General features: G+C 45.3%; 13 protein-coding genes and 1 pseudogene. 4 read left to right on the forward strand and 10 right to left on the reverse strand.

Annotated elements, in window-relative coordinates:
• Nucleotides 1-45: 45 nt before the first annotated feature.
• From V7K98_RS12615 to V7K98_RS12640, 6 genes are all read right to left on the reverse strand, one after another.
• The gene (locus tag V7K98_RS12615; RefSeq protein ID WP_335022184.1) at nt 46-807 is read right to left on the reverse strand and encodes a class II aldolase/adducin family protein; all 762 of its coding nucleotides are present in this window, start codon (nt 805-807) and stop codon (nt 46-48) included.
• Nucleotides 791-1,465 (reverse strand): hypothetical protein, encoded by a 675-nt coding sequence (locus V7K98_RS12620; RefSeq protein ID WP_335022186.1) that lies wholly within the window; start codon nt 1,463-1,465, stop codon nt 791-793. Before V7K98_RS12620 ends, V7K98_RS12615 begins: the two co-directional genes overlap by 17 nt.
• Before the next feature lie 141 nt (nt 1,466-1,606).
• Nucleotides 1,607-1,816 carry an RRXRR domain-containing protein gene (locus V7K98_RS12625; RefSeq protein ID WP_335022188.1) on the reverse strand — a complete coding sequence of 70 codons (210 nt, stop codon included), beginning with the start codon at nt 1,814-1,816 and terminating at the stop codon, nt 1,607-1,609.
• 132 nt (nt 1,817-1,948) lie between these two features.
• Nucleotides 1,949-2,122 (reverse strand): hypothetical protein, encoded by a 174-nt coding sequence (locus V7K98_RS12630; RefSeq protein ID WP_335022190.1) that lies wholly within the window; start codon nt 2,120-2,122, stop codon nt 1,949-1,951.
• Nucleotides 2,123-2,434: 312 nt separating this feature from the next.
• A complete protein-coding gene (locus tag V7K98_RS12635) occupies nt 2,435-4,108 on the reverse strand; it encodes an RluA family pseudouridine synthase (protein ID WP_335022192.1) in 1,674 nt (557 codons plus the stop codon).
• A gap of 116 nt (nt 4,109-4,224) precedes the next feature.
• Nucleotides 4,225-4,527: an acylphosphatase gene (locus V7K98_RS12640; protein ID WP_094340299.1), complete on the reverse strand. Its 303-nt coding sequence runs from the start codon at nt 4,525-4,527 to the stop codon at nt 4,225-4,227.
• A gap of 424 nt (nt 4,528-4,951) precedes the next feature.
• On the opposite strand from V7K98_RS12640, the gene V7K98_RS12645 reads away from it, so the two are divergent.
• The 4 genes from V7K98_RS12645 to V7K98_RS12660 all read left to right on the forward strand — a co-directional run bounded on the left by V7K98_RS12645 (nt 4,952) and on the right by V7K98_RS12660 (nt 12,092).
• Complete coding sequence (locus tag V7K98_RS12645; protein ID WP_335022194.1) at nt 4,952-9,598, forward strand: beta strand repeat-containing protein; 4,647 nt, start codon at nt 4,952-4,954, stop codon at nt 9,596-9,598.
• 326 nt (nt 9,599-9,924) lie between these two features.
• Nucleotides 9,925-10,302, forward strand: a complete 378-nt coding sequence (locus V7K98_RS12650) for a DUF1823 family protein (protein WP_335022196.1) — start codon at nt 9,925-9,927, stop codon at nt 10,300-10,302.
• A gap of 428 nt (nt 10,303-10,730) precedes the next feature.
• On the forward strand, nt 10,731-11,924 hold the full coding sequence (locus tag V7K98_RS12655; RefSeq protein WP_335022327.1) for a Coenzyme F420 hydrogenase/dehydrogenase, beta subunit C-terminal domain: 1,194 nt from the start codon (nt 10,731-10,733) through the stop codon (nt 11,922-11,924).
• 3 nt (nt 11,925-11,927) lie between these two features.
• On the forward strand, nt 11,928-12,092 hold the full coding sequence (locus V7K98_RS12660) for a hypothetical protein (RefSeq protein ID WP_335022198.1): 165 nt from the start codon (nt 11,928-11,930) through the stop codon (nt 12,090-12,092).
• Here the strand turns inward: V7K98_RS12660 and V7K98_RS12665 are convergent.
• From V7K98_RS12665 to V7K98_RS12680, 4 genes and pseudogenes are all read right to left on the reverse strand, one after another.
• A pseudogene (locus V7K98_RS12665) lies at nt 12,076-13,989 on the reverse strand (ABC transporter ATP-binding protein). The gene V7K98_RS12660 and the pseudogene V7K98_RS12665 overlap by 17 nt on opposite strands.
• Before the next feature lie 32 nt (nt 13,990-14,021).
• Complete coding sequence (locus tag V7K98_RS12670) at nt 14,022-14,159, reverse strand: hypothetical protein (RefSeq protein ID WP_335022200.1); 138 nt, start codon at nt 14,157-14,159, stop codon at nt 14,022-14,024.
• Nucleotides 14,160-14,401: 242 nt separating this feature from the next.
• The gene (locus tag V7K98_RS12675; RefSeq protein ID WP_335022202.1) at nt 14,402-15,019 is read right to left on the reverse strand and encodes a hypothetical protein; all 618 of its coding nucleotides are present in this window, start codon (nt 15,017-15,019) and stop codon (nt 14,402-14,404) included.
• Between the two features lie 221 nt (nt 15,020-15,240).
• Nucleotides 15,241-16,974: a R3H domain-containing nucleic acid-binding protein gene (locus tag V7K98_RS12680; RefSeq protein ID WP_335022204.1), complete on the reverse strand. Its 1,734-nt coding sequence runs from the start codon at nt 16,972-16,974 to the stop codon at nt 15,241-15,243.
• Nucleotides 16,975-16,997: the final 23 nt, after the last annotated feature.

A 16,997-nucleotide genomic window follows, 5' to 3' on the forward strand; every position in this document is an offset into this window, starting at 1 on the left:
TTTTTTAATTGTTAACGCGTCTGTTTTATAACCAATGCCCAATGACTAATTCAGGAAATCAGGCTCTTCACGGACAATCCTGGCGTAAAGCGGCTGGAAACCAAACCACCCACTTATACGTGAACCCACTTGAGTTTGTGTTAAACGGGCTGTTTCATGTTTGATAGTAGTTGGTCTACCCGCAGCTTCTGCCAGAAGTTGGGCTTGGCACGATCGCTCTAAGCTAATATACCAATAGGCAGCTTCATCTACCGTCTGTCCCACAGTTAAAATACTATGGTTACGGAGAATTATCGCTTTATTTGGCCCCAAGGCTTGCGCCAGTCGTTGGCCTTCAGAAGTTTCTAAAACCACACCTGTGAAATCGTCAAATAGGGCATGATCTTCGTAAAAAGCACAGGAATCTTGAGTCAAGGGGTCAAGGAGACGACCTAAACTAGACCAGGCTTTACCATAAATTGAATGAGCATGAGCCGCCGCAATGACATCAGGGCGAGCTTCATGAATTTGAGAATGGATGGCGAAAGCGGCTCGATTTACTTCAGCATCGCCTTTAACCACCTCACCTTCTCTGTTAACTAAGATCAGGTCAGAAACTCGGATATGACCGAAATATGTTCCTAATGGATTGACCCAAAAATGGTCTGTAAATTCTGGATCGCGAGCCGTAATATGCCCTGCGATTCCCTCGCTGAAACCAAACTTACCAAACAGCCGAAAAGCGGCAGCTAGGCGTTGTTTGCGGTGCAGACGTTCGTCTTCAACTCGCTCGAATATAGGGGGTTGTGGTCTATCGTATCTGGGCATGTTCTTTTTCTTCTTCCTCTTTGCAGGGAGCGTTGGAATATCCAGAGCGAAAGGATTTGACGCTATGAGATTCTGGGATGAACTGGTGACGCAAGATGCAGCCAGTATCGTTACCCAGAATATGAATAGATACAGATGCGCTCTGGGATGTAGTTTTGACGGCGTGGATGTCACCATCTGGGGGTAAAAGGCGGTAGATATCCCCTGGTTGAAGCCTACGCACTTCAGTTACTTGTAATTGTGCGTGTCCTTCAGCATCGCCGTTATCTACACGGCGATAGACTGTTTCTTCTTGATTGCCTTTGTATAAACCAATCAATCCCCAGGCTAAATGGTCGTGGACGGGAGTCGTGGAACCTGGGGGAATCACCAAACTGAAGACTGACAGGGAACGGTCTTTAGCGCGATAAAGTAGCCACTGACCTATACCGCCACCCATCTTGCTTTCAGGATTAATTTGGGCAAACTTTTCAGGTAGCCATTCCTGTTGGGCAAGCAGTTCTTTAAAATAGGGTTCTAATCTAGCGAGAGTTTGTGCGCGATCGCTAGCGGTGATAGCGCTAATTTCTCGCACTGTTGCTACAAAGGATCGTAGTTCCTGGCTCTCAATAAACCATTGATCTTCTGGCAATGGTTCCAAGATAATGTCGTTTGTCATCTATAAATTTCTCCGGCTGGGAGGCCACCAAGATTAACTAATTACGAATTAGGAATTACGTTAGTGAGTCATCTTCGTTGGCGCTAGCCTCTCCCCTTGGGAGAAGGGGAGATGCCAAAGCCGAACAAGCGTCATTACGAATTATGAATTACGAATTATTTTAATGCTAGGGTGAAGCTTGAAGCCAAGTTGTTCAAGTTTTAGATTAGATAAAGACTCCTTCAGAATGATAGTAAAGGGATATCGCTGGAATACGGCAGCTTTACCTTCTGATAATAGCAGCCTAGCACGGCTGATACGGACTGGATACAACGGTTGTTGGTTGGCATCGAGAATCAATACTTTAGTCATACTATTTTGAAATAATCAAATTATTTACAGCAGCTTTCAAATATTTGAGTGCTGAATAGTGAGTAGTTAAATTGTTTGAAAAGACTCTGCTTACTTGCGTTTTAAAATACTAAGATTTTACGCAAAGTTGTATTACAGCATTGAGCCATAACCAACTAGCACGCGATCAAAAACACCATTTTCATGTGCTTTAGCAAACTTGCGAACATAAGCGGCATCTATGGAACCGCCAGTAATTCCAACTCTCGGCTCATCTAACTCAGATATTTGTCGCGTTCCAATCATTCCAATAAATTCAATTGGCATGGTGCATCTCATTTGATTAAAGAAAAGATAAGAATGAGAGTCTAAAAGAAAATTCTAGGACTCTCGTTCTTACCACTCACTAGGGATTTTTAAGGAATAAATCGTCCAACCTTGTGAAGCAATCTCACAATAATTCGTTGGATATTTTTATTTGGAAGTCTTTTAGCTGTGATATTTATTTTTGTAAGTACGGTAAGTCAGTCGGATAACCGTTTAATTAACTACAAGCAAAAATTATCACATACAAATTAAAAAAGCAATAGGCTAGCTTTTAGGAAAGACAAAGCTATACTTTGATTCTTGTGGGTTCTTTTAAAAGGGCGTAATTGCTTTTAAATACAAGGTTTTCTTGAACTGTGGATGCTCGAAGCTAAGTTCCCTCGCGTGCAGATGTAACCGACTAGTAACTGCACAGCATCCATAAAGGCGATCGCCTAAAATAGTTATCCCAAGTCCTCGTGCATCAGCTGCATGAACCCTCAATTGATGGGTGCGTCCTGTTAGCGGCGTAAATTCTACGCGAGTGTAATCTTGTTCTCTCGCCATTACTTGGAATTGTGTCAAGCTGGGTTTACCGTGTTGCCAATCAACTTTTTGATAAGGGCGATTTTCAGGATCTCCCCACAATGGCAAGTCAATTACACCTTGTTCAGCGATCGCAACACCAGAAAGTATGGCTTCATAAACCTTGTGAATCTGGCGTTGCTGAAATTGCTGGCTGAGTTGTCGGTGGGTTTGGCGATCGCGTGCTAACAACAAAATCCCAGATGTTTCTTGATCTAGGCGATGCACAGATGCAAGTGCCATACCATCCGGTAACAGATGACGTAAGCGACTCAAAACACTATCTTGGCGATCGCTATAACGCCCAGGTACTGAAAGTAGCCCAGCAGGTTTATTTACAGCAATGAGCCATTCGTCTTGATAAATAATGGATAAAGAAAGGCTTTTTACTCCCCCTTCCCTTGCAGGGAAGGGGGCTGGGGGGTTAGGTATTAAACCTGAGAGTAAAAACCCCATCAATGGCTGACATCGTTCGGCACACGCGCCATAAAATTCTCCCTGAATTTTATCTTGATTTATTGAAGATGCACCCCACCAAAACTCTGCCATTGCCAGTGGTTTTAAATTGTGTGTTGCTGCATAATGCAGTAACTTTGGGGCACAACAGTCTCCAGTGCCAGTGGGTAAACCTGTCGGCATCAATTGCTGTAATGATAGCGATCGCCCCAAAAAATTAGTCAGGCTATAGGTAGCGTGCATCTGAGCTTGTAATTGACGGGATAACGCTTTACGCTGTTGTTTCAGTTCGCTAATTCGCGTATCCGTTGCTGCAATTAACTGCTGAAGGGGCTGTAATACTTCATTTTGCTGGCGTTTAAGTTGTCGTCGCTCAATTCCGTGCTGACGACTTTCTTCGTCTAGTTGTTCAAGGGCAATGGTGAGTGCTTCTGTAGTGAGTGTATTGCAGATTTGCTGACGTTTTTCTTGTCTTTGATGTTTGCAATGACGATGGCGATCGCTCATTGCTTGCAATTGTTGCTTAAATTCATCGGACAAGGTTTCATATTGCTGGCGTTCGCTTAGTTGCTTCAGGCTAAGGATTTCCTGTTTAATTGCGTCTAACTGTGCTAAAGTGCGGGCTTCCTCTAAAGCAACTTCATCTCGTCCTGGAATTGGTGGAACCCAGCCTGCAACTACGCTGCAACCATTCAAAAGACCGGAGAAAGCTTTTAGTACTCGTTGTTCGCCATTAGGCAGTTCAACCAATAGTATTCCAAACATCTTGCCTTCATGAGAATAACAGTCATTGTTAGCAAGCTGTTGCATTAGTCCGTGGGCGATCGCTTCGGAAATTGAGGTGCGGGGTAATCTTAGGCGATGGCCGCTTTCGAGACAACGCCCTTCGTACCAATAACTTGGAGATGAATCGCTGACAGCAAAATCGCAGTCGATGAAATCTGAAGGCGCGTACAGAACTACCATACAAAGTATGATTGCAAATTTAGCCGATCTTAAATATTGTAATTAGCGATCGTTGATTTATGTCATTTTAATGCCCAGCAAAAGCAGTATCTAAAGCTGCATATTAGCATTACTTTCTACTCAACCCGCTTAACTTCAAATCTTTGTAACCCTTCAGGGACTTCATACTCAACCACAACATCTTTAACCACAGCAGCAGGTGGTCCAGAATGACACCAGCGAAGCATATCATCTACAACCTCTCGCGCCCCTTCAAAGACTGCCTCTACTCGACTATCGGGGAGATTCCGCACCCAACCGGTTAATCCTAACTGTCTAGCTGTATCCACAGTGGAATAGCGATACCCCACTCCTTGAACTCGGCCAGAAATGAATACATGGGCACGGGTAATTTTTGGCAGTGCTGTAGAATTCTGCATAAACTGGTCTAATCTTTACGATTCCAGTCTAGCTGCGAACAAGGCAAAAGTTAAAAATCAAAAGAAAGAATCGTACTTACAGCAGATTGGAACTTGGTGAGGTACAGATCATCGTAGGGGCACAACATGTTGTGCCCCTACCCGTGTACTTCATTTACCTGCAATACGCTGTAATTCTCATCGTAAGTTGGCGCGAAAAAATTCATTCAAGTATGTGATGAAACGGAAACAGGCTTAAAGCCCTTACTAATTACCAATGATAAAGGACTAATGACAGCCCTCACCAGTTAGCTTTAACTGTTCACTCTCAACCTAAAACGGGAACCATATTCACCATAGCCCTTCCATTGAAATCGCTAGTTGAGTGGTTGCTGAGAACCTCTCACTCGATCTTCTCTTTTGTTCTTGCAAACTCGAACCCCAGATGCAACATTTAGCTTCTCTACTGTGCCAGTTTAGTAGTGTCCTGCTTACCTGTCTGATTTACACTCCCGTTCTCGCTCAAATTGTTCCCGATTCTACGCTTCCAGTAAATTCTCAGGTAACACCTGGCTGCACAAATTGCACAATTGAGGGAGGCACAATCAGGGGTGTGAATTTGTTTCACAGCTTCCGTGAGTTTTCCGTTCCCACAGGCGGCGAGGCGTTTTTCAATAATCCGGCTGCAATCCAAAATATCCTAACGCGGGTGACTGGAAGCAATTTTTCTAGTATTGATGGGCTGATTCGTGCCAATGGGATTGCCAATCTATTTTTGATCAATCCCAACGGGATTATTTTTGGTTCCAATGCCCAGTTAAACATCGGCGGTTCCTTTGTTGCCAGCACTGCTAGCAGTTTCAAATTTTCTGATGGCAGTGAGTTCAGCGCCACCCGTCCGCAAGCACCACCGCTACTAATCATCAACGTGCCATTAGGATTACAAAGGGGCACTATTCCATCCGGTTCTGCGATCGCTAATCGGGGGAATCTTACTGCTGGACAAGACCTGACTTTGGAAGCAAACCATCTCGATTTGCAAGGACAATTGGTAGCAGGTAGAGATGTCACTCTGAACGCTCAAGGGACGGTACAAATTCGGGATAATGTCACCAATCCATTTATCGCCAGTGCAGGTAGAGACTTAATGATTCAAGGGAATCAGGGTATTGATATTTTTACCCTGAATCATCCCCAATCCCAGTTTCATAGCTTCGGTAAATTGAGTCTAGTCAGCGATCGCACAATTTCAGGTGATGCCCATTTTTTTAGCGGTGGTGAGTTTCAAATCCTTAGTCAATCGGGACAACCCGCCACCTTTATCAGCCGATATGACCCCATTATTAGCAGTGCTGGAGATGTGGATATTGCGGGTGGGTACACTGGTGCATCTCTGCTAATTGAGTCATTGGGCAGTGTGAAGATTCAGGGGAATATTATAATTACAAACCCCGATCTAGTCTCCACCTTTACGGGGAGTGATGCCATTTTAAGCACCCATTCGGGGTTAATTATCCGGTCTGGGCAGACAAATCTGATTTATGGCGGCAGCAATCAAAACAATCCACCTGTTTACACAGGGAGTATAGTTCCAAGTGGAATTACGCTGATGGGCAATGTGGTGGTGCAACCGTTTAATAACGTTGGGGGAGTCGTTAGCCTGGTGGCTGGTAGTGGAGATATTAAGGTTGGGAGTATAGATGTGTCCAATCAAACCGGGGGAGATGGCGGGACAATCACTCTCTCTACCAACAATGGCAACCTCACTACTAATGGCCTTTTATACTCAGCATCAACCTCAGATGTTAGCAATAGTGGCAATGGCGGGGCGATCGCTCTCTCTACCACCAATGGCAACCTTACCACCAATGGCTCTTTGTACTCAGCATCAACCTCAGATGTTAGCAATAGTGGCAATGGCGGGGCGATCGCTCTCTCTACAACCAATGGCACTCTCACCAACAATGGCTTTTTGTACTCAGCCTCAATCTCAGATGTTGGCAACAGTGGCAATGGCGGGGCGATCGCTCTTTCTACAACCAATGGCACTCTCACTAACAATGGTTCCTTGTACTCAGCCTCAAACTCAACAACTGGCAACAGTGGCAATGGCGGGGCGATCGCTCTCTCTACAACCAATGGCGACCTCAACCTTACCACCAATAGTTTGTTGTACTCATTCTCATACGGTGGCAATGGCGGGGCGATTGCTCTTTCTACAACCAATGGCACTCTCACCAACAATGGCCAGTTGTACTCATTCTCATACGGTGGCAATGGCGGGACGATCGCTCTTTCTGCTACCAATGGCGACCTGATTAATAATGGCCAGTTCAACTCAGGCTCGAATGCCACGAATGGCACGAGTAGAACGGGAGGGGCGATCGCTCTCTCTACCAACAATGGGAATCTCACCAACAATGGCATGTTGGACTCAAGCTCAAGTGGTAGCAACAGTGGCAATGGCGGTGCGATCGCCTTTACCAGCACCAATGGCAATCTCACCAACAACGGTTACTTGTCTTCATACTCGATCTCAACAAATGGCAGTGGTGATGGTGGGGCAATCACCTTTACCAGCAACAACGGCAACCTCACCAACAATAGCTTCTTGTACTCATTCTCCTACTCATCAACTGGCAATAGTGGCAATGGCGGGGCAATCGCCTTTACCAGCACCAACGGTAATCTCACCAACAATAGCAATAGCCTCTTGTCCTCATTCTCCTACTCATCAACTGGCAACAGTGGCAATGGCGGGGCGATCGCCCTAATCGCACAGAATGGCAACGTCGCTACCAATAGCGATTTGTCCTCATTCTCACTCTCAAATGGTAATAGTGGCAATGGCGGCGCGATCGCTCTAATCGCACAGAATGGGAATATTACTGGAGGGGGAAGCAGCCTGTATACTTTTTCGGTTGCGCCCCAAGGAACCGCAAACGCTGGCGGAAATGTCATATTAGACGCAAAAAACCAGTTGTCTGGACTGCAAATATTGACGGCATCCTCCTCCGCACAGGCGGGGGCGGTTGCAGTGAATGGGCAGGCAGATTTGGCGATCGCTGATACCGTAATTTTGACTGGCAAACAGGTGACAATAGACATCCCACTTATAGGGGAAATCACAATTCCGGTTACTGGAACAGGGCGATCGGGCGATGTCAGCATTACCAGCAATGGGAATCTCACCCTCACCAACAGCCGGATTGCAAGCGACACCAAAGGCAGCGATCGCGCCGGCAATGTCAACATCACCAGCGCTGGTGATGCGACGTTCAACCAGAGTCAAATTCTCAGCAGCACCAGCAATAGCGGCAATGCAGGGAATATTACCGTTACCACTGGGCAGGGCATCAACCTCACCAACGGTAGCAGTCTTTCTGCCACCACCAGCAGTACTGGCAAAGCGGGCGACATTACCCTCAACAGCCCCACCGTTGTCGTTACTGGAGATGCACAGATTACCGCCGCCACTCAGAGCAGTGGGAAGGGTGGAACGATCACAGTGAATGCTCCCACATCTGTAAACATCGCCCAAATGCAAGGCGCTTCCCCGGTTGTTTCGGTAGCAACTACCGACGCGGGTAAAGCCGGCGATATTATCATCAATACTCCCAGTCTTAACTTGTCTGATAACGCCCGCATTGTTGCTACAGCAAGCGCCACGGCAACTAATACCGAAGGTGGTGGCAGTATTACGCTTAATGCTTCCCAAATGAATCTGGCGGGTATCGTTGGAGTTTTTGCCGATACCCAAGGACAAGCCCCTGCTGGCACGCTGCGGCTCAATCCCTACGCCAATGACCCCACTTTAAATGTGTTCCTCGCGCCTCAATCCCAAATCTCTGCGTCCACCAATGGTAGTGGTAAGGGCGGCGACTTGATTCTCACTGCTCCAGACACGATTAACCTGACAGGTGCAGGTAAGTTAACTGCCGAAACTAGCAGCAGTGGCAATGCTGGAAATATTAGCGTGGCGACTCGCCAATTTACTATTAATGGAGGTGTAGAACTATCTGCTTCCACTTCTGGTAGTGGCAACGCCGGCAACCTGATTATTACTGCCAATCGCGTCAACTTAAGCCAGGGAGCGCGAGTATCTTCTAATACTAATAGCAGTGGAGCCGCAGGAGATATTACATTTAAACTGACAGACCAATTGATGCTTACTGGTGCTGACACTGGACTGTTCGCCACCACAACTGCGGGTTCTACAGGCAAGGGCGGCAACATCACCGTGGCAGCAAAAACAGCTTTATTCCAGGATAAAGCAGCGATCGCAGTGGGGAGTTTAGGCAGTGGTGCAGGCGGCAATATCCTGGTTACAGCTAATCAAGTTAACCTTGATAAGAGCGCGTCACTCACTGCTGAAACTGCGAGTACTCAAGGCGGCAACATTACCCTGAATGTACGCGATCTATTGTTGCTACGGCGCAATAGCTTGATTTCGACTACCGCAGGCACTGCTCAAGCGGGGGGCGATGGTGGCAATATTACGATTAATATCCCCAATGGGTTTATCATTGGTGTGCTGTCGGAGGACAGTGATATTCGCGCTAATGCCTTTACTGGGAACGGCGGTAAGATTAGTATTACTTCTCAGAGTATCTTTGGACTCCAGTTTCAGCCCCAAAACACTCCCAATAGTGACATTACCGCCAGTTCGCAATTTGGTGTGAACGGGACAGTGCAGATTAATAATTTGGGTCTTGATCCAAGTGCTGGAGTCGTGCAGCTGCCTGTGAATTTTGTAGATTCTAGCCAAAAAATTGCGACAGGGTGCAATGCTCAAGGCAGTAGCTTTGTGGCTACAGGACGAGGAGGATTGCCACCCAATCCAAACGAAGAGTTAAGGAGCGATGTCTACGACGGGCTACGCCTACGCTCTTGGAAGGATATTCGTGATGTATCTGAATTTCAACGGCAAGCTAAACCCATCGCCGACAACCCAAATCCTCCCATCATCGAAGCAACTGGATTTATTCGCACAGCAACCGGAGAAATTCAACTGATAGCTGAGTCTGAATCTAGGAATACTGGGGTTGGCAATGTTGCTGTTACGTGTGCGAGTGCGATCGCTAAACCATAGAAATCGGTCAGATAATTGCCACAAGATTGTTAACAAAACATTTTTGAAAAAACTCACTACCATAAAAAGTAGTCAGGAGTCAGAATTCAGAATACTCTACCCATAAAGGGATAAAATTTGAATAAGAAATAATATTTAAAATTTGTTTCGCCCACAATTAGGCTTGGTTTTAAACCAATATTCACCACCCAGTCGTACAGAATTCATACCTGTTTTCTGACTCCTGAATTCTTCTTCATAAAAAGAGCCTTCTTTCCCATTCCATTGCCTTTTGCATTTTCCCTTTTAAACTAAATTAATCCAGAAATCAAAGCGTATTCCTCGATATGTCTGACCTGCCACCACTCAATACAGAAACAATTTGGGCAATTATTAATGATGAACTTGATGATGCCACAGTCAACCAGATGCTATGGCATTATTTAGGATATCGCTATGATTCCTCAACTGCACAATGGGATACTAGCCAAGTTGCACCAGAATGGCAAAACGAGTATCCACAACCACCAAATTTCATCGAATCTCGCTCTGCAACAGTTAAGTTGACTCGTTCTATTCCTCCTGAAAATAAACAAATGCTCAAAGAAAAACTAGGTTTCAAAGGATATAAAATCGGTGAATTTGGGCCTCGGCAAACTCGCAGAGCAACGGCGGCAAGTTGGTTTTTAAGTTATCTGCAACAAACTAACGGCAAAATTGACTAATCTGAAACAGCAGATACTCAGTAAATTAATGTTTGCTAAAATGACCTGAATGCATTAACCCTTCATACAAATGAGGGGTTTTAAAATATTGAAACTTTCAGTTACCCTGAAGTTCATTTTTTTAGTGATTTTAGTTTACTGTTTTAGTATGTGACAAAAGAGTAAACTTAGGTGACTAAAGGAGCCACTGCGGTGAGGCAGCCCCCGTCTTGGCGGTTCCTGTCGTTCGCGTAGCGTCTCCGCCAGGAGAAGGGGGACTGCCGTTCGCCTTTGGCGTGCCGGAGGCATACCCGGAGGGTCTTGGGGTTTCCCCAAGTGGAACAAGTGGCGTTCACACGAATCGCTTATATCTCAGGTCTAAAGACTCTGAGTTTTACGCTTACAGGGAATTTTATAAAAGCGATTACTGGATAAAACAAAAAATTTATATGACCTCAGTTTTTCCTCACAAAAAAGCCAAAGCTCTCAAACCTACTAGCCGTCGCCCTGCGAAAGAACTTTGTAGCGAGTGCGGACTATGTGATACATATTATATTCACTATGTCAAGGAAGCCTGTGCTTTTATTAATCAGCAAATAGGCGAACTAGAAGTTGAAACGCACACGCGATCGCGCCATCTCGACAATCCTGATGAGTTATACTTTGGTGTCCATCAAGACATGATGGCAGCGCGGAAACAGCAACCAATCGAAGGCGCACAATGGACGGGTATTGTTAGCAGCATTGCTATTGAAATGCTCACTCGCGGCTTAGTCGAAGGTGTCGTCTGTGTGCAAAATACCAAAGAAGACCGATTTCAACCCATGCCAGTTATCGCCCGGACTCCAGAAGAAATACTAGCAGCGCGGGTAAATAAACCAACACTTTCCCCGAACCTTTCTGTATTGGAACAGATAGAAAAATCGGGGATGAAGCGGCTATTGGTAATTGGTGTTGGTTGCCAAATCCAGGCGCTACGAGCCGTAGAAAAACAACTGGGTTTAGAAAAGCTGTATGTTTTGGGTACGCCCTGCGTAGACAATGTTAACCGCGCCGGACTGCAAAAATTCTTAGAAACAACTAGCCGATCGCCTGATACAGTTGTGCATTACGAATTCATGCAAGACTTCCGGGTTCACTTCAAACATGAGGATGGCTCATCAGAAACAGTGCCTTTCTTTGGCTTGAAGACAAACAAACTTAAAGATGTCTTTGCGCCATCCTGTATGAGTTGCTTTGATTATGTCAACTCCCTAGCAGATTTAGTTGTTGGTTACATGGGCGCACCCTTCGGCTGGCAATGGATTGTTGTTAGAAATGACACTGGTAAGGAAATGCTGGATTTGGTACAAGATCAGTTAGACACTCAACCAGTTACGTCTAAAGGCGATCGCAAAGAAGCCGTACAGCAAAGTATTCCTGCTTACGATAAAGGCGTGACTCTCCCGATGTGGGCGGCGAAACTTATGGGTGTGGTGATCGAAAAAATCGGCCCCAAGGGTTTGGAATATGCGCGGTTTTCGATTGATTCTCACTTTACTCGGAATTATTTGTATGTAAAGCGAAATCATCCAGAGAAATTAGAAGCGCACGTTCCAGAGTTTGCCAAGCGTATTGTTGGGCAATATAAGTTACCGGATTGAAAATTGGGAATTGGGAATTGGGAATTGGGAATTGGGAATTGGGAATTGGGAATTGGGAATTGGGAATTGGGAATTGGGAATTGGGAATTGGGAATTGGGCGTTTGGTTATTAATTCTTCTCCCCCTGCTCCCTACTCCCCATGCCCCTACTCTAGTTATAACTACTAGCTTGGCGAGTAAACATTAGGTGATACTGTCCGCCGAGTGCGATTAGTTCGTCATGAGTGCCGACTTCGATTATTTGACCGTGTTCTAAGACTACTACTCGGTCTGCTAGTTTTGCTAAGGCGAGACGATGGCTGACTACAACGGCTATTCTCCCCCTCGCTAGAGTACGCAAAATGTTGTAAATCTCGTGTTCTGTTTTGGGATCAAGATTTGCTGTTGGCTCATCAAGTATGAGTAGTTCGGCTGGAGACAGTCGCAGCAATGCACGAGCGATCGCTAATCTCTGCCATTGTCCCCCTGATAGATCGATACCACCCTCTAGCTGTTTGCCTAAGAGGGTTTCCAAACCACCATCTAGCTTTTCAATTACTCTCGCTAAACCAGCCTCGGCGATCGCTTCCGTAATCGCTTCGTCGTCCTGCATTTTCGGTAAATTCCCAAAGGCAACATTTTCGCGCACGGTAGTCGGAAAACGAGCGTAATCTTGCATAACTACATCAATCCGCGATCGCAATTCTTCTAAGGGTAGCGATGCCTACGGCGGGCTACGCCTACGCAAATCTTGCCCATTCCAAATAATCGCACCCTGACTAGGGTCATAGAGGCGACACAATAGCTTTGTTAAAGTCGTCTTGCCAGCACCATTTTCACCCACCAATACAATCATCTCGTTGGGGTGAATTCTCAGGTTGATATTTTTCAGGATGGGGCGATCGCTATTGGGATAGGAAAAGGATAGATTTTTGATGTCAATACCTGTCTGCAATTCTTCACCTGATAAATCTTGCCGATTCCCATTTCTTTGAAATTTCTGATTCTTAACAGCCGATTCCCTAACTTTTCCCCATGACTCTGAATGAGAACTGGATAATTGCGGCTCTAATTCCAAAAGTTGGAAAATGGGCGTTGTTGCCAGTGCAATATCATATAACTCTGACCCACCAGACATCAAATTCTCCAAACTTCGCCGCACTTCTAAAATTACCCCAGTGTAAAGCGCCAAATCTCCTAAAGTATGGGTTCCACCTAGCACTCCCTGGACTACGTATAAATATGGCAACGCAAAGCCTAAGCCACTGAGTAAAGACCAACTAATAACCGCCGTTGTCCCCTGACGGCGAATCTGTTCCATAGCTCTAAAAATTGTCCGGTAAAGTCCGTGCCAACGTTCTAGCAATAAGGGCTGCAAGCTAAACAAGCGTATTTCTTTGGCGTATATTTCCCCAGTTAAAACCGTTTTATATAAGTTCATTTCCCGAAGAATACTCGCTTGGGTTTTTTCTACACTCCAAACTTGCTTACGGTATTTCCTTTCTACATACATGGCAGGGGAAGCGCAGCTAAACAAAATTAGTGGTATCCACCAAGCAAGGGACACTGAAAGCAGTATGGCTGGAATGAAGATAAAAATTCCCTCTAACATCATTACCAGCCTGACACAAAGCTCTGGAAGTCGTTGCACTCCCTTTTCGGTCAACTGTAATAAATTGAGCAAATCAGGTGTTTCAAACAGGGCAATATCTTCAAAAGTGGCAACCTTCTCAATTACTTGTCCTTGGATAAAGCCTGTAATCCGATCGCGCAGGGAAGTATATACAAAACTATTGATATTAGCGATCGCATCACTCACCAAATTTACCACCAGTGAACCTGCAATACTAGAGAGTAGCACAGGTTGAGAAAGTATCAGGGCGATCGCATTCTGCGTTGTTCCCGTACTCAATAAGCGGGTAATTTCATCAATTATCACCTTGTTGAGCCAAATGGCGATCGCTGGCCCTGCACCACCCAGTAATGTCAATATTGCCACATAGCGTAGCTCCTTGGGAACTACCTGCATCACCGTCGTCACACTCCGGCGAAATGCTTGTAATGGAGAAATTTCAATTATTTGCATGTATTTTAAAGTAGCAAATAATAGCAAAATTCTCAGAGCGAAGTTGTGATCTCAATTTCAATGAGTAGGCAGCGATAAATCATCACAAAGACGGGATAAATCGTCGTCTCTACGAAAGACTGATTATTATTGTAGAGGCGGCGATTCATCGTGTCTCTAATAGCAGACATGAGCGTATGCCTAGCCCACCGTATCGCACAAGTGAGTGAGAGAATATTTTGATAATTGAGCGATAATTTTCCGAAATTGATAATCTAAGTTTGGTAGTAATTAGCAGAACACTAAATTATAAATAACTTCTATAACTAGCCTTGGGGGAATATGTCCCCGCAAAAAGCTGGTCTTCATGACTGGGTTTTTTGGCATCTGGTAGACGCTGACATGGATAAATTCATAATAATCAGAAGCGAAACTAAACTTTAAAAGTTGATTGTGACCGAATCATCCATACCAAAATACCTAAGATTTGCTCTACAGGAGGGATTAAGTATTCAGTTAAATCAATAGTTACAGTGCTTTCCTCTAACTTCATAAACGTCCATAGATTGCCACTACTAACACTACCGTAGATAGTAGCAATAGGTTTTTCGTATTTAGCATTAAACCTTTGGGCGGCAATCATTTCTGCAATACATTGCCCCAAACCACCTTTGAGATTTTCCTTCTTGGCTTCCACTATTACCACTGCTGGGGCTTCAACAAATAACTGTTCTAGCGAAAGACTAATCAAAAAGTCGCAACATCCCGCCAGTCCCACTTCTGGCTCAACATTAAATTCTTCTCCAGAAAAGAAACTGATTTGTCTATTCAGAATTTTTCGGATTTCAAACAAGATTGGGCTGATAATCAATTCTGATCTAGCTTTCTCAGAGCCCATTGCAATTGCTAGCTGAATACTTTCTGCTAAAAATTCAGCCAGCAGAGGGCTAGGTAAGATTGGTTCTATAGGAGGTAAAAATCGCCCACCTTCTACTAAGGTGAGATTAAAATCTTGTTTTACTTTTCTTAAAGAAAAATCTCTATAAGACATTAAATCTCTCCATTAAATCCCCTCTCCAATTCGGAGCTAGCGTGTATACATAAGTCTGAAGTCGTTGATAAATATTGGTTTTACCCCACCCTAGCCCTCCCCTTATAAAGGGGAGGGAACAAGATTTCTTATTTCCCCCCTTTACAAGGGGGGATTAAGGGGGGTAATTCGACTTGTGTATACACCAGAGTAGCCAATTCGGAGAGGGGTTGGGTGTGAGGTTACGCCGGATAAATCCGCAATCTTCTATTTGGTTCTTCACCAAAACTATGCGACTTGAGGCGATAGTGTTCTACCAACTCATGTTGCATTTTGCGGACTTGGGGAGAACGCGGTAATAACTCAACTGGCTGTCCTTTAGGAATGACAATTTGCTCAACAGCAAGTCTAGCTTCTTCCAAGGCATCCATCTCATCATCGCTACCATTGTGCAAAAATAGTTGCAATTCGAGGTCATCGGCCATTTCTGGATCGTCCATGTTCAGCAACCGCCGCAAGCCACGGGTAATTTGCGGAATTGTGCTGGACTTAATCATGTGAATGGGTACATGACGAGCTTTGGCCATTTGGCGTAATTTGGCGTGGTTTTTGACGTGCGATCGCAGTGCTAAAATAGCATCAGCACTATCTATGTCTTTTGTCAATGCCACGGGTAAAGTTAGCACGCTAATTACCTGTTCTAGTTGGTGGCGACTAACGCCATAAGGGTAAACGTGCAGTGGCAAATCTTCACCATTAGGCCCTGGCACTCTTGTCGCAGCATCTAAATCAATGCTCTCAGAATAATTGAAGGATTCATCCAGCAATCGATCGAACTCACTGCGTCCTGTTACCCGTTCTACAGGCAATTGCGGTAGTGCAACCATTTGTCCAGAAGAACGCCAGCCATTAGATGGTCGCGCCGGGGCGAAAGAATCTTCCACTGTGGCTAGCTGTCCACCGCGACCGTTGACAACAGCTAACTGCCTTGTAACCCCAATTTTGCCCTGATCGTCAACGGTTCTCGTTTGTGGGGTAGCCTGACGACCCCGCAGCAGAGTATCTACTGTGTCAGCAACACTTTCGTGTACTGTCCAACGTTGGCGTTCCAACATTTCCACAGCAATTTCAAAGGTAGGAGGGGCTTTCCGCTCTAAAACAGTCTTTTGAGAGCCTCGCCGTCTGGCTTCGTCGTCTCCCAGCGTCACAGCTTGGATACCCCCAACTAAATCAGCCAGGGTAGGGTTTTTAATCAGATTTTCGATCTGATTCCCGTGGGCAGTACCTATCAACTGTACGCCCCGTTCAGCAATGGTACGAGCCGCTAAAGCTTCCAGTTCTGTGCCAATTTCATCAATAACAATGACTTCTGGCATGTGGTTTTCCACTGCCTCAATCATCACCTGATGCTGTTGTTCTGGATGAGCCACTTGCATCCGTCTTGCGCGACCAATGGCGGGGTGGGCGATATCACCATCCCCGGCAATTTCATTGGAAGTGTCAATAATCACCACTCGCTTATGCAGATCATCCGCCAAAACCCGGGCTATTTCCCGTAAGGCGGTAGTTTTGCCCACGCCTGGACGACCCAGCATGAGAATCGATTTACCCGTTTCTACCAAATCGCGGATCATGCCAATGGTTCCGAATACCGCTCGACCAACGCGACAGGTCAAGCCAATAATCTTACCAGTACGGTTGCGGATAGCACTGATCCGATGCAAAGTTTGCTCAATTCCTGCCCGATTATCTCCGCCAAAAATTCCGACTCGTTCAATGCAATCATCTATCTGTTCTTGAGTAACAGGTATTTCGCTCAGATACTCAGCTTGATTAGGAAAGCGAGCTTCTGGGCGACGACCCAAATCCAAGACAACTTCTACTAAGCTATCTCGTTTGGGATGACTCTCTAGTACTTGTTGCAGGTCTTGGGGCAAAATATCTAATAACTTTTGGAGATCGTCTGTAATCGTCATGCTTTCTATGGTGACGGAAACAA

The organism is Nostoc sp. (assembly GCF_036917435.1).
In the GTDB taxonomy this organism is placed as follows: Bacteria; Cyanobacteriota; Cyanobacteriia; order Cyanobacteriales; family Nostocaceae; genus Nostoc.

Bases quoted from the DNA above. Each gene is read 5' to 3' on its own strand.
- V7K98_RS12655 (WP_335022327.1), top strand. From the start codon at position 10,731: ATGACCTCAGTTTTTCCTCACAAAAAAGCCAAAGCTCTCAAACCTACT.
- V7K98_RS12640 (WP_094340299.1), bottom strand. From the start codon at position 4,527: ATGCAGAATTCTACAGCACTGCCAAAAATTACCCGTGCCCATGTATTC.
- V7K98_RS12620 (WP_335022186.1), bottom strand. From the start codon at position 1,465: ATGACAAACGACATTATCTTGGAACCATTGCCAGAAGATCAATGGTTT.
- V7K98_RS12650 (WP_335022196.1), top strand. From the start codon at position 9,925: ATGTCTGACCTGCCACCACTCAATACAGAAACAATTTGGGCAATTATT.
- V7K98_RS12625 (WP_335022188.1), bottom strand. From the start codon at position 1,816: ATGACTAAAGTATTGATTCTCGATGCCAACCAACAACCGTTGTATCCA.
- V7K98_RS12670 (WP_335022200.1), bottom strand. From the start codon at position 14,159: ATGTCTGCTATTAGAGACACGATGAATCGCCGCCTCTACAATAATAAT.
- V7K98_RS12675 (WP_335022202.1), bottom strand. From the start codon at position 15,019: ATGTCTTATAGAGATTTTTCTTTAAGAAAAGTAAAACAAGATTTTAAT.
- V7K98_RS12630 (WP_335022190.1), bottom strand. From the start codon at position 2,122: ATGCCAATTGAATTTATTGGAATGATTGGAACGCGACAAATATCTGAG.
- V7K98_RS12680 (WP_335022204.1), bottom strand. From the start codon at position 16,974: ATGACGATTACAGACGATCTCCAAAAGTTATTAGATATTTTGCCCCAA.
- V7K98_RS12645 (WP_335022194.1), top strand. From the start codon at position 4,952: ATGCAACATTTAGCTTCTCTACTGTGCCAGTTTAGTAGTGTCCTGCTT.
- V7K98_RS12635 (WP_335022192.1), bottom strand. From the start codon at position 4,108: ATGGTAGTTCTGTACGCGCCTTCAGATTTCATCGACTGCGATTTTGCT.
- V7K98_RS12615 (WP_335022184.1), bottom strand. From the start codon at position 807: ATGCCCAGATACGATAGACCACAACCCCCTATATTCGAGCGAGTTGAA.